General features: G+C 66.4%; 10 protein-coding genes. 6 read left to right on the forward strand and 4 right to left on the reverse strand.

Annotated features, from left to right (window positions below; translation table 11 throughout):
* The first annotated feature begins 11 nt into the window (after positions 1 to 11).
* The 4 genes from AC2TZ7_RS07445 (at position 12) to AC2TZ7_RS07460 (ending at position 5,349) form a co-directional block, all read left to right on the forward strand.
* On the forward strand, positions 12 to 1,268 hold the full coding sequence (locus AC2TZ7_RS07445; RefSeq protein ID WP_489866442.1) for a Dyp-type peroxidase: 1,257 nt from the start codon (positions 12 to 14) through the stop codon (positions 1,266 to 1,268).
* A gap of 581 nt (positions 1,269 to 1,849) precedes the next feature.
* Complete coding sequence (locus tag AC2TZ7_RS07450) at positions 1,850 to 2,386, forward strand: YcbK family protein (protein ID WP_489866443.1); 537 nt, start codon at positions 1,850 to 1,852, stop codon at positions 2,384 to 2,386.
* Positions 2,387 to 2,614: 228 nt separating this feature from the next.
* Positions 2,615 to 3,088: a (2Fe-2S)-binding protein gene (locus AC2TZ7_RS07455; protein WP_489866444.1), complete on the forward strand. Its 474-nt coding sequence runs from the start codon at positions 2,615 to 2,617 to the stop codon at positions 3,086 to 3,088.
* Positions 3,085 to 5,349, forward strand: coding sequence for a xanthine dehydrogenase family protein molybdopterin-binding subunit (locus AC2TZ7_RS07460; RefSeq protein ID WP_489866445.1), 2,265 nt, complete (start codon positions 3,085 to 3,087; stop codon positions 5,347 to 5,349). The genes AC2TZ7_RS07455 and AC2TZ7_RS07460 overlap by 4 nt, the downstream gene beginning before the upstream one ends.
* A 52-nt stretch (positions 5,350 to 5,401) precedes the next feature.
* On the opposite strand, the gene AC2TZ7_RS07465 is transcribed toward AC2TZ7_RS07460, so the two are convergent.
* A complete protein-coding gene (locus AC2TZ7_RS07465; RefSeq protein WP_274961805.1) occupies positions 5,402 to 5,833 on the reverse strand; it encodes a MarR family winged helix-turn-helix transcriptional regulator in 432 nt (143 codons plus the stop codon).
* A gap of 110 nt (positions 5,834 to 5,943) precedes the next feature.
* Between AC2TZ7_RS07465 and AC2TZ7_RS07470 the strand changes: the two genes are divergently transcribed.
* Positions 5,944 to 7,821 (forward strand): FAD-dependent monooxygenase, encoded by a 1,878-nt coding sequence (locus AC2TZ7_RS07470; RefSeq protein WP_489866446.1) that lies wholly within the window; start codon positions 5,944 to 5,946, stop codon positions 7,819 to 7,821.
* Positions 7,822 to 7,828: 7 nt separating this feature from the next.
* On the opposite strand, the gene AC2TZ7_RS07475 is transcribed toward AC2TZ7_RS07470, so the two are convergent.
* A complete protein-coding gene (locus AC2TZ7_RS07475) occupies positions 7,829 to 8,689 on the reverse strand; it encodes an NAD(P)-dependent oxidoreductase (RefSeq protein ID WP_489866447.1) in 861 nt (286 codons plus the stop codon).
* A 253-nt stretch (positions 8,690 to 8,942) separates the two neighbouring features.
* On the opposite strand from AC2TZ7_RS07475, the gene AC2TZ7_RS07480 reads away from it, so the two are divergent.
* Positions 8,943 to 10,277 (forward strand): ABC1 kinase family protein, encoded by a 1,335-nt coding sequence (locus AC2TZ7_RS07480; RefSeq protein WP_489866448.1) that lies wholly within the window; start codon positions 8,943 to 8,945, stop codon positions 10,275 to 10,277.
* Positions 10,278 to 10,477: 200 nt separating this feature from the next.
* Here the strand turns inward: AC2TZ7_RS07480 and AC2TZ7_RS07485 are convergent, their stop codons facing one another.
* Together AC2TZ7_RS07485 and AC2TZ7_RS07490 are read right to left on the reverse strand one after the other, a co-directional pair.
* Positions 10,478 to 11,815, reverse strand: coding sequence for an ATP-binding protein (locus AC2TZ7_RS07485; RefSeq protein ID WP_489866794.1), 1,338 nt, complete (start codon positions 11,813 to 11,815; stop codon positions 10,478 to 10,480).
* Complete coding sequence (locus AC2TZ7_RS07490; protein WP_078569603.1) at positions 11,788 to 12,483, reverse strand: response regulator; 696 nt, start codon at positions 12,481 to 12,483, stop codon at positions 11,788 to 11,790. Before AC2TZ7_RS07490 ends, AC2TZ7_RS07485 begins: the two co-directional genes overlap by 28 nt.
* Positions 12,484 to 12,522 lie beyond the last annotated feature (39 nt).

Genomic DNA, 12,522 nt, shown 5'->3' on the forward strand with positions numbered 1-12,522 from the left:
AGGAGGCCATGATGCGCGGGCAAGACGATAAACCGGCAGGACTATCACGGCGTGGGCTGTTTCTGGGCGCGGCAGCGCTTGGCGGCACCATCGCCACGGCGGGGCAGGCGGCGGAGACCGGCAAGGTCGCGCCCGACGCCATGCCCGACCCGGACCAGAGGCGCTACGCCTTTTACGGCACCGGGCCGCAGGCCGGGATCGCCACGCCGCCGCAGCAGCATCTGATGGCCATGGCCTTCGATCTGACCGGGAACGATCCGCGCGCGCTGCAAGTGCTGCTCGCGCGCTGGTCGGCCTCGATCGGGCTGATGATGGAAGGGCAGCCGGTCGGTCCGGCAGAGCCCGACCGCGACACGGCCACCGCGCTCGAGACCGGCGAGGCGCTCGGGCTTGGCCCGGCGGGGCTGACGGTGACCGTGGGCCTTGGCCCGCGCGTCTTCTCCAAGGAGATGGGGCTGGCGGCGAAGGCCCCGCCGCATCTGCGCCCGCTGGCCGATCTGCCCTCGGACGCGCTGCGCCCCGAGATAAGCGGCGGCGATCTCTCGCTGCAGGCCTGCGCCGACGATCCGCAGGTCGCCTATCACGCGGTGCGCATCCTCGCGCGGATCGCGAAACGCACCGGCGCCGCGACGGTACGCTGGACCCAGCTCGGCTTCGGGCGCGCCTCGGCCGGGGCCGGGCAGGAGACGCCGCGCAATCTCTTTGGCTATCGCGACGGCACCCGCAACATCACCACGCCCGAGCAGCTCGCACAGCATGTCTGGGCCAATGACGGTCCCGAATGGCAGCATGGCGGCACCTATCAGGTGATGCGCCGGATCGAGATGCATATCGAGAACTGGGACAACGCGCAGGTCAGCCACCAGAACGACGTGTTCGGGCGGCACAAGCTCACCGGCGCGCCGCTGACCGGCACGGATGAATTCGACACGCCCGATTTCAAGGCGAAGAACGCGCAAGGCGAACCGTTGATCCCGACGCATGCCCATATCCGTCTGTCGGCGCATGAAACCAATGACGGCATCCGCATCCTGCGGCGTGGCTACAACTTCACCGGCGGGCTGAATGCGGTTGGACGGCTCGATGCGGGGCTGTTCTTCATCAGCTACCAGAACGACCCCGCGCATTTCGAGGCACTGCAACGGCGGCTTGGCGCGTCGGATCTGCTGAACGAATACATCTCCCACACCGGATCGGGGCTGTTCTGGGTGCCGCCTGCCGCGCCGAAAGGCTCCTATATCGGCGCGCCGCTTTTCGCAGCGGTCTAAGCCTCCGGGGCGGATCCGGCGGTGAACCCTTTGCGCGCCGTCGTCGCGGCGGCGTGCAGGTGGGTCTGCATCGTGGCCGCGCGGCTGCAGATGCGAGATCCCGCCTTTTGTCATCCACCTGTTTCGGCGCGCTGTTCCCCGCGCATCTGTGCCGCCCATGCCACAGGCCTTCCGATTTTTTCCGGAACCTATGTCGACATTCCGCGTTGGACGGCACTTATCGGTGACCGAAAGGTTCACCGAGCCGCTGCTGCACCTTGGGGATGGCTACGCCCTCACAGCGCGAATCGCGTGGTGTGCAAGACGGGGTTCCGTGTTCGGATCCTCGAAATCCGGCCTCTCTCATGTGTGAGGTCGCCATCGCGCTCCCTCGCGCCTGCGTGACCTGCAAGGGCTGCGCGGGTTTCAAGAGGTAACAACCGTTCAGATGACCTTGAGGTAGACGCGTCTGTCGGCAACTCCCTGCTGAGCTCTCGGCATTTGGCTGCCGGTTCCATCGATGGAACCGCGTGCGGCCCTTTTGTTCGTCCCCGAAATTTCGAATTTGCGCCCTTCGACACGCATTCGAAGGGACAACAATCATGGCAAAGGCATCAGGACTGCTCCGGCGCGAGTTTCTCCTGGGCGCGGCGGGCGCCCTCGCAACCCCCTACATCGTTACCCCGGCACAGGCAGGCCAGACGGACGAGCGCCGCCTGCGCTTCCACAATCCGCATACCAACGAGAATTTCGACGCGGTCTATTTCGCGAAGGGGCAGTATGACGACGACGCGATGCGCGAGTTCTACCGGATCGCCCGCGACTGGCGTCAGGAGAAAGAGGTGAAGATCGACAATCGCACGGTCAACATCGCCTATAACATGCAGAACATGCTCGAGCAGAGCACGCCGCTGATGCTGGTGTCGGGCTACCGCACGCCGAAGACGAACCGTCTGGTGCATGGCGCGACGCATAGCTACCACATGCGGGGCGAGGCGCTCGATCTGACGCATCCGAACGTCTCGACCAGCACGCTGCATAAAGTGGCCCTGCGCATCCGTGGCGGCGGTGTCGGCTACTATCCGAGCGAGCATTTCGTGCATGTCGATTGCGGCCCCGTCCGCACCTGGCGCGGCTGAGCGCTGGCCTTCCAAAGGCCTCCGGCGCGGCGCGCGGTTTCCCTGCCTTCACGGGATCGAAACGAGGGCAGGGCGCCGCGCCGCGCTGACGCTTCAGCCCCCCGGTGGATCCATCTTCTCGCGACGTTTTCACGAAAATTTAGTGCCTCGCGCCGCGCGTGCCCTAGGTGAAAGGCGGCTAACCAGCGCCGCGCGAGCGCTCACCGATAAAACGGCGAGGAGAAACTCATGAAATTGAAAATCAACGGCAAGTCCGTCGACGTGCAGTCCGGCCCGGATACCCCGCTGCTTTGGGTCATCCGCGATGAACTGGGCATGACCGGCACGAAATTCGGCTGCGGGATCGCACAATGTGGCGCCTGTTCGGTGCTGCTCGACGGGATGGTGCAGCGCAGCTGCGTGCTGCCGGTCAGCGCTGTCGGCGACAGCGAAGTCACCACCATCGAAGAGATCGAGAACGACCCCGTCGGCAAGCGTGTCGTCGAGGCCTGGGTCGACAAGGAAGTGCCGCAATGCGGCTATTGCCAGTCCGGTCAGGTGATGGCGGCGACCTTGCTGCTGAAGTCGAACGACAAGCCCACCGAAGATGATATCACGGCAGCTATGACCAACCTGTGCCGCTGCGGCACCTATAATGCGATCAACGACACGATCGCCTCGATTGCCGGTACCGATGCAGCGAAGGCGGGGGATGCGCAATGAACGACCACGATCCCAAAATCTCCGATCCCGGCTACCCGACCGGCGCGCCCGAGAACGTCTCGCGCCGCCGTTTCCTGCTGGCCTCGGCCGGTATCACCGCGGGCTCGCTCGTGCTGGGCTTCGGCCTGAGCGTCGCGCCCAACAAGGCAGCCGCCGCCGCGAAGGACATGCCGCCCGGCTCGAACGTCCCGGCCTTCCTCGAGCTGCGCAAGGACGGCAAGGTCCGCCTGCTGAGCCCGTTCAACGAAGGCGGGCAGGGCGTCTTCACCGCGATGGCGCAGATCGTGGGCGAGGAAATGGACGTGGCTCCCGATAGCTTCATCGTCGAGAACGCGCCCGCGGGCAGCGATTACCTCGTGGTCTATGGCAAGATGCGGATCACCGGCGGCTCCATGTCGGTGCGCACCAGCTACGACACGATGCGCAAGCTGGGCGCGGCGGCACGGCAGCTGATGCTGGAAGCGGCGGCGAAGAAGCTCGGCGCGCCGGTGTCGGATCTGTCGACCGAGCCGGGCAAGGTGGTCCACAAGGCCTCCGGCAAGTCGCTGGGCTATGGCGAACTGGCGGGCGATGCGCTCGACCAAGAGGTGCCGAGCCCCGACTCCGTGACGCTGAAAGATCCCAAGGACTTCAAGTGGATCGGCGAGCCCGTGAAGCGCGTCGACGTCTACGAGAAATCGACCGGCAAGGCGATGTATGCAATGGATGCCAAGGTCGACGGCATGCTCCACGCAGCCGTCCAGCACGCACCGCGTCTGGGTCTCAAGCCCGGCGACATCAGCAATCTCGACGAGGTGAAGGGCATGGCCGGCGTCATGTCAGTACACAAGCTCGACGGGGCGGTGGCTGTTGTGGCCGAGCGGTTCTGGGATGCGAAAACGGCGGTCGAAGCCGCCAAGGTCGACTGGCAGGAGCCGAACGAGGACGAGAAGTCCAAGATCCGCTACATGCCCGCCGATTTCTCGACCGAGGACTTCGCCAAGCAACTGGCCAACACCAAAGGCGACGGCACCGAGGCCGAGAGCGAAGGCGACATCACCTCGGGCTTCGACGGCGCGGCCAAGACGGTCGATGCGACCTATCAGAGCCAATACCTGCACCACGCCCAGATCGAGCCCGCCTCGACGCTGGCGCGGTTCAACGAGGATGGCACGCTCGACATCTGGCTGCCCAATCAGGCGCCCGAGCAGTTCCAGGCTCAGATCGCGGATGCGGCGGGCATTAAGCCCGAGCAGGTGAAGGTCAACTCGCCGATGCTGGGCGGTTTCTTCGGGCGGCACTTCCTCTATCCGGCGGCCAACCCCTTCCCGCAGGCGGTCCAGCTTGCGAAAGAGGTCGGCAAGCCGATCAAGGTGATCTGGACGCGCGAGCAGGAATTCCTGCGCGACCCGCTGCGCCCGATGGCGGCGGTGCGTTTCCGTGGTGCGCTGGACGATCAGGGCATGCCGGTGGCGCTCGAGGCGATTTCTGCCTGTGAAGGCCCGACCGAGGCGCTCAACGGCCACAACCCCGACAAGGTCGATGCGATGGCCGTCGAAGGGCTGACCGGCAAAAGCTACGCGATCCCCAATCGCCGCATTGCGCAGAACTTTGTCGAGAACCCGACCTCGCTCGCCTATTGGCGCTCGGTCGGTCATTCGATGAACGACTTCTTCTATGAGGCCTTCCTCGACGAGATGGCTGATGCGGGCGGGCAGGACCCCTATGAGCTGCGCATGAAGCTGCTCGAAGGGAACGAGCGTCTGACCAATCTGCTCAAAGCGGTCGGCGATCTGTCGGGCGGCTGGAAGCGTGGCCCCTTCGATGCCGAGGACGGCACCCGCCGCGCCCGCGGTGTCGCGATGGCCTCGCCCTTCGGCAGCGAAGCGGCGGCGATTGCCGAGGTCTCGATTCAGGACGGCCAGATCGTCGTGCATGACATCTGGGACGTGCTCGATCCGGGCAGCATCGTGAACCCGGCGATCATCAAGGCGCAGATCATGGGGGCGGCCACGCTCGGCACCTCCGAGGCGCTGATCGAAGAGGTCGCCTACAAGAACGGCGAGCCGACCGCGCGCAACTTCGACTACTACCCGATCCTCGGTGGGGCGCGGGCGCCGCGCATCCATGCGAAGGTGATCGAGAGCGGCGCGAAGATGGGCGGCGTGGGCGAACCACCGCTGCCCGCCGTGCCGCCGGCGATCGCGAATGCGGTTTCGGTGCTGACCGGGCAGCGCGTGCGTTCGATGCCGATGGACAAGCTCGACCTGAAGAAGGGCTGAGCTCGTCCGGACGGAAAGAATTGGGGGAGGCGGTGCGATCCGCCTCCCTTTTTCAGTCCTGCGGGGCGACCGCCTTGCGGGCAAGCGCGATGAACTGCGCGGCCTCTTCCTCGCTCAACCCTTCCAGGATTTCAGCCTGCAGCCGCGTCACCACGGGCCGCGCGCCCTCCAGTGCGGCTGTCCCCTCGGGCGTCAGATGCAGGCTGCGGGCGCGCCGATCCGTCTCGCTGACGGCCCGCGCGACAAGCCCCTTCTGCACCAGTCGCTTCACCACATCCCCGATCGTCGCGCGGTCATAGGCGATGCGCGCGGCCAGCTGCGCCTGATCCATTCCCGGCTCACGCGACAGCGCGTCGAGCGCGGCGAATTGCACCGAGGTCAGCTCCACCGGGGCGTCCTTGATCCGCTTCTGGAACACCGCCGTCGAGCGCTGGTTCAGCCGCCGGATCAGATGGCCGGGCAAGGTTTCGAGATCGCGTTTCATCGAGGGCGCTCCGGTTTGGGGGTGTTATTCGATATGTATACTTACCATATTGACGTGACGCCAGTCTTTCCGGTAATGGTAAGTATGCATATCAATTGGGAGGGCGCGCTATGCAGTTTCATCTGAACGGGTTCACTACCGGCGATCCGGCCATCGCGCCGCGTCATCCGCAGGCGGGGGAGACGCTCGACGCGGTCGATGTGCTGATCGTCGGCTGCGGGCCGGCGGGGCTGACGCTTGCGGCGCAGCTTGCAGCCTTCCCCGAGATTTCCGTGCGCATCATCGAGCGCAAACCCGGCCCGCTCGAAGTCGGGCAGGCGGACGGGATCGCCTGCCGCTCGGTCGAGATGTTCGAGGCTTTCGGCTTCGCCGAGAAGGTCATGAAAGAGGGCTATTGGGTGAACGAGGTCGCCTTCTGGCGGCCCGGCGCGCAAGGCGAGGGACTGCAACGGGCCGACCGGATTCAGGACGTGGCCGACGATCTGTCCGAGATGCCGCATGTCATCCTCAATCAGGCGCGGGTCCATGATTTCTACCTCGAGACGATGCGCAACGGCGCGCGCCGTCTGACCCCGGATTACGACCGCGCGCTGACCACGCTCACCCGCACCGACGACCCCGATTATCCGCTCGTCGCGACATTCGACTGCCTCGATGCGCCGGGCGAGACCGAGACGATCCGCGCGCGCTATGTCGTCGGCTGCGACGGCGCGCGCAGCACGGTGCGCAAATCCATCGGGCACGAATTGCACGGCGAATCCGCGCGCCAGCTCTGGGGCGTGATGGATGTGCTGCCGGTCACGGATTTTCCCGATATCCGGCTCAAGGCGGCGATCCAGTCGGCAACCGAGGGCAGCATCCTGATCATCCCGCGCGAAGGCGGCTATCTGGTGCGGCTCTATATCGAGCTCGACGCGCTGCATGGCGACGAGCGCGCCGCAGATCGCAATGTCAGCGCCGAGATGCTGATCGAGAAGGCGCAGGCGATCCTCTCCCCCTATGCGCTGGAGGTGAAGGAGGTCGCATGGTGGTCGGCCTATGAGATCGGCCAGCGTGTGTGCGACGGGTTCGACGACAGCGACAGAGACGGCGCGTCCGAGCCGCGCATCTTCATCGCGGGCGATGCCTGCCACACCCATAGCCCGAAGGCGGGGCAGGGGATGAACGTCTCGATGGCCGACACGTTCAACCTCGGCTGGAAACTGGCCGCCGTGCTGCGCGGACAGGCGCGGCCCGAATTGCTGCAGAGCTATTCCGAGGAACGTCAGGCCAAGGCGCAGGAACTGATCGATTTCGACCGCGACATGGCGCGGCTGTTCAGCGCGAAGCCGCAGACCAAGGAGGAAGAGGCGCAGTTTCAGGCCTATTTCCAGAAACACGGGCGCTATACCGCCGGGGTCGAGACGCAATACGCGCCGGGACTTCTGATTGGCGACGCCGCGCATCAGGCGCTGGCCGCCGGGCAGGTCGTAGGCAAGCGTTTCCACTCCGCGCCGGTGGTGCGCTTGGCGGATGCGAAGCCGGTGCAGCTGGGCCATGCGTTCAAGGCGGATGGGCGCTGGCGGCTTCTGGCGTTTGCGCCGACGGGTGACACCGGCGAGGCGGGCGGTGCGATCGCGCAACTATGCGACCGGCTCGATGGGCCGGAGGGGCTCATTCACCGCTTCACGCCGGAGGGCGCGGATATCGACAGGGTCATCGACCTGCGCGCGGTCTTCCAGACGCCCTATCGCGAGATGCGCATCGAGGCGCTGCCCGCGCTCCTGCGTCCCAAGAAGGGGGGCTACGGGCTGGTCGATTACGAGAAGGCCTTCTGCCCCGCCGTCACCGGCCCCGACATCTTCGACCTTCGCGGCATCGACCGGGCGCAGGGCGCCTTGCTGGTGCTGCGGCCCGATCAGTATGTCGCGCAGGTGCTGCCGCTCGATGCGGTGGATACGGTCGCGGATTTCTTCGACCGCATCCTGATCCCGCAATCGGCAGACTGAGGACGCCTCAGTCGCGGTTCACCTGCACGACGCCGGTCATGTTCTCTGCGCCATGACCGGCCTCGCTGGCTCGCGCAAAGAGGCGTTTCGCGGCCTCGGTCATCGGCATCCGCGCTTCCCCGCCCTCGGCGATGGCATAGCGGAAGTCCTTCGAGATCAGGTCGACCGGGAATTGCGGCGTGAAATCCGAGCGCTGCATCGTGCCGGTGATATAGGGCGCGTTCGGCGTCCAGATCGGGGTGGAGGACAGCGCCTCCAGCGCAAGATCGATATCCATGCCGCCGCGCTCGAGCATCGGCAGGATCTCGGCCCAGGCGGCGACCTGAACGCCCAGCATCGCATTCGTGGCGAGCTTCATCCGCGCGCCCATGCCCCAGGTGCCGACATGGTGCTGCGCCTTGGCGAGCGGTTCGAGCACGTCATGCGCCCGCTTGGCGGTCTCGGCCTCACCGCCGAGGAAATAGACCAGCACTCCGTTCTCGGCTTGCGGCAGGGTGCCCGAGACCGGTGCTTCGAGGAAACTCAGACCACGTTCGCGGGCGTATTCGCCCAACGCGATCGCCCCCTCGGGCGTGATGGTCGAGCATTCGATCGCGATGGCCTCTTCGGGAAGCCCGGCGAAAGCGCCGGTTTCCGGGTCGCACCAGACCTCGCGCGAGACCTCGGTGTCGCGCAGCATCGAGATCGTGAATTCGGCCTGTGCTGCGGCGTCGCGCGGGGTGTCGGTCTGCGTGGCCCCGGCCTCGACGAGCGGCGCGCAGCGCTCCGGCGTCCGGTTCCAGACGATCAGATCGTGGCCCGCATCCAGAAGGGTCCGCGCCATCCGCGAGCCCATCGCGCCCATGCCTAGAAATGCGATTTTTGCCATGCTCTGCTCCTGTTCGTGATGGTGTTTCTGGCCGAATGCGAGGCGCCTTGGCGGGGTTCCGGGCGTGGCGCGCACATCCCGGTGACCACGCCACTCTTCACGCATGCCAGCCTCCTCGTAAGGGAAATGTGCCGGCGCGACAAACGTCCAGCCCGCCCCGTCCCGCGATGCCTTTCGCGCGCGTGTCGGATACGACTGGGCCGAAACGTCCGGCCTTGCGTATCCTGAATACCCACGTGACAGGAGACCCCGCATGACAGACCGCGCGCGCCGTGTGCCCAAGGGAAGGATCAGCCGTCTCGCCGCTTTCGGCCAGATGGCAGGCGGGGTTGCCGCAGGGGTGCTCGGCGAGGGCGCGAAGCGCTGGGCCAGGGGCGAGCGTCCGCAGCTCTCCGATCTGGTGCTGACACCGGGCAATGCGCGCCGGGTGAGCGACCAGCTGGGACGGCTGCGCGGGGCTGCGATGAAGCTCGGTCAGATGATCTCGCTCGATGCGGGCGATGTGCTGCCCGCCGAGTTGACCGAGATACTGGCGCGGCTGCGCGAGGCGGCGGATGTGATGCCGCCCAAGCAGCTCGACCGCATCCTGATCGCCGAATGGGGACCGGATTGGCGCAAGCGGTTCGCCCGGTTCGAATCCCGGCCCATCGCGGCGGCCTCCATCGGGCAGGTGCATCGCGCGGTTCTGCCGTCTGGGCGCGAACTGGCGGTGAAGGCGCAATATCCTGGCGTGGCCGACAGTATCGACGCCGATATCGACAATGTCGCCACGCTGTTGCGCTATTCGGGGCTGCTGCCTGCGGGGCTCGATCTCGCGCCGCTTTTGGCCGAGGCGAAGCGGCAATTGCATGAGGAAGCCGACTATCTGCGCGAGGCCGAGCAGATGCGCCGCTATCGCGCATTACTCGCCGATGACCCGCGTTTCGTGCTGCCCCAGCCGATCGATGATCTTCTGCGCCCGACGATCCTGCCGATGGATTTCCTGCCCGGCCGCCCGATCGAGACGCTGACCGAGGCCGATCAGCCGCAGCGCGATCAGGTGATGAGCGCGCTCTTGGACCTGCTGCTGCGCGAGGTGTTCACCTTCGGCTACATGCAGACCGATCCGAATTTCGGAAATTTCCGCTGGCAGCCCGATGAGGAGCGGATCGTGCTTCTCGACTTCGGGGCTGCGCGCTCCATAGGCCCGGAGACCGCCGCCGCCTATCGCCGCCTGCTGCAAGCGGGGCTGGCCGAGGATCGTGCGGGGTTGCGCGCGGGACTGCTGGAGATCGGCTTTGTCTCCGAGGCGCAGCTTTCGCGGCATGGCGCTGCTTTTGACAAGATGATCGACATTCTGATGGCCCATATCGCGGATAGCCGTGCGCACGGCGCGCTGTTCGACTTCTCCGACCGCAGCTTCGTGGAGGCGCTGCGCGAGACCGCCGCCCCGATCATGGCCGACCGATCCAGTTGGCACCTGCCGCCCGCACACACCCTCTTCGTGCAGCGGAAGATCAGCGGCACTGCGCTTCTCAGTGTTCGGATGCGCGCACAGGTGCCGCTGATCGACATGGTGCGGCCCTATGCGGACGGGGCAGGGGGCTAGCGCCAGCTCCGGGGCGAGCATAAGGAACGGACTTGGCCGCGCGTGCGATCCGGCAAAGGCCAGTTTTGACTGACTCGGGTCAGCATCCCCGGTGAAATCTACTCCGTGACCAAATCGGCTTCGCGGTTGCGGGTCATACCAAGCTCGATGTCGCGCCGTATTGCGAGGCGATGCACGACACGGCGGAGCGAGGCCGCGCCTCACGCGGCAGGCAGATCGACCCGCGTATGATGCTCGTCCGGGCGCATCTCGAAGCTCAGCGTGCCGCCCAAACGGGTCAGTGCGTCGTGCGCGATCGAAAGGCCGAGGCCCGAGCCATTCGCATCCGCGCCCTTGCCCTTGACGAATTTCTGCCCTGCCTGCTGCGCGATCTCGGGCGGCAGGCCCGGCCCGTGGTCGTGAATGTCGACCAAAAGCGCAGCGTCGGAGGTGGTCACGCTGACCTTGATCGGCGCCCCGTCCGGGCTCGCCTGCACCGCGTTCTCGATCAGGTTGCGCAGGGCGAGCGACAGAAGTAGCGGATCGCCCTCCACCGTCGGCGCGTCCGGCGCGCCGTCGAGTTCCAGCGTCACGCCGCGCCGCGTGGCCAGCCCCGCCAGATCGCCCAGCACCTGCCGCAGGAGCCCGTTCAACTCCACCGAAGTGGCGCGCGCCTCGCGACTGTCCACCTGCGCCAGATCGAGAAGTTGGCGCACCATCCGGTCGGTCCGGTCCACCGAGGTCGAGATCGCGGCGAGCGCGTGTTCGCGCGTGTCGGTATCGGGTGCATGGCGCGCGATATGGGCCTGCGTCTTCAGCCCGGCGAGCGGCGTTTTCATCTCATGCGCGGCATAGGCGATGAATTCCCGCTCACGCCCGCGCGCCGCCGCCAGACGCGCCAAAAGATCGTCGAGCGCGTCTGCGAGCGGGCGAATTTCGCGGGGCTGCCGCGCAGTGCCGGGCAGGGCGCGCAGATCCTCGCTGGGCCGCGCCTCCAGATCGCGGGCGAACCGGTCGAGCGGCGCCAGCCCGCGCGAGATCGCAAACCAGATCAGCCCCCACATCACCGGCAGGATCACCAGCGCGGGCCAGAGGAACCCCTCTATTACATCGCGCACCAGCCGGTTGCGCATGGCAAGACTGTCGCCCACCGTGACCTGCCCGCCCAGATCGGGGTCGATGATCGTGTAGACCCGCAGGTCCTTGCCGTCGCGTGTCACATCGCGGAAGCCGGTCGCATCGGCGGGCACCAGCTGCGCGCTCGGCGCCCCGTTCGAGCGTCCGACGAGCCCTTGGGTAAAAGACCAGATCTGGCAGAATTGCTGATGTTCGTAGCTCTCATCATGCGACAGCGTGATCTGCGCGGGGTCGTCCCTGTTCAGCGAGATCTGGTTTTTCGAGACCAGCGACGAGACCATCCGCGCCGCCTCCACCAGTCGCGCATCGAGCACCCGCGTCACCTCGGCGCGGGTGGAATGCTCGATCCAGAACACGGCGGACAGCCAGACGGCCAGCGTCGCGCCGGTGAGGATCAGGAAGAGGCGGAGGCGGAGCGAGATGGCGAGGTCTCCTCTGGGCGCAGCCGGTAGCCGATGCCGCGCAGGGTTTCGATGAAATCGCGCCCGAGCTTGGCGCGCAGATGGTGGATATGAACTTCGACGGCGTTGCTCTCGACCTCTTCGTCCCAGCCGTAGAGCCGGTCTTCGAGGTCCGATTTCGCGAGCACCCGTCCGGGGCGTTCGGCCAGCGCCTGCAACACGGCGAATTCGCGACGCGAGAGTTTCAGCGGCTGGCCGTTGAAGGCCGCGCTGCGGGTGCCGGGGTCGAGCTCCAGCCCGGCATGGGAAATCTGCGCCGCCGCCCGCCCGTCAGACCGGCGCGAAAGGGCGCGCAGCCGGGCGGCCAGCTCGTCCAGATCGAAAGGCTTGCCGAGATAATCATCCGCGCCCGCATCCAGCCCCGCGACCCGGTCCTCGACCTGATCGCGCGCGGTCAGCAGCAACACAGGCAACCCGGCCCGGCCCGCGCGCAATTCGCGCAGCAACTCTAACCCGGAGCCGTCGGGCAGCATCAGGTCCAGCACGAGCGCGCGATACTCCGCCCCGGCCAACGCCGCGCGGGCATCTTCGAGGCAGGACACGACATCGGCGGTGAACCCGGCCATGCCGAGCCCGACCCGCAGGCCGTCCGCCAATATGCTGTCATCTTCGACGACGAGTATGCGCATCTTTTCTCCTTCGCGGCGGATACTGCCCACGAATCTTAA

The organism is Thioclava sp. ISO4 (assembly GCF_058105145.1).

Coding starts and splice junctions, on each gene's coding strand:
- AC2TZ7_RS07465 (WP_274961805.1), bottom strand. CDS start 5,833: ATGAAACGCGATCTCGAAACCTTGCCCGGCCATCTGATCCGGCGGCTG.
- AC2TZ7_RS07445 (WP_489866442.1), top strand. CDS start 12: ATGCGCGGGCAAGACGATAAACCGGCAGGACTATCACGGCGTGGGCTG.
- AC2TZ7_RS07470 (WP_489866446.1), top strand. CDS start 5,944: ATGCAGTTTCATCTGAACGGGTTCACTACCGGCGATCCGGCCATCGCG.
- AC2TZ7_RS07490 (WP_078569603.1), bottom strand. CDS start 12,483: ATGCGCATACTCGTCGTCGAAGATGACAGCATATTGGCGGACGGCCTG.
- AC2TZ7_RS07460 (WP_489866445.1), top strand. CDS start 3,085: ATGAACGACCACGATCCCAAAATCTCCGATCCCGGCTACCCGACCGGC.
- AC2TZ7_RS07450 (WP_489866443.1), top strand. CDS start 1,850: ATGGCAAAGGCATCAGGACTGCTCCGGCGCGAGTTTCTCCTGGGCGCG.
- AC2TZ7_RS07480 (WP_489866448.1), top strand. CDS start 8,943: ATGACAGACCGCGCGCGCCGTGTGCCCAAGGGAAGGATCAGCCGTCTC.
- AC2TZ7_RS07475 (WP_489866447.1), bottom strand. CDS start 8,689: ATGGCAAAAATCGCATTTCTAGGCATGGGCGCGATGGGCTCGCGGATG.
- AC2TZ7_RS07455 (WP_489866444.1), top strand. CDS start 2,615: ATGAAATTGAAAATCAACGGCAAGTCCGTCGACGTGCAGTCCGGCCCG.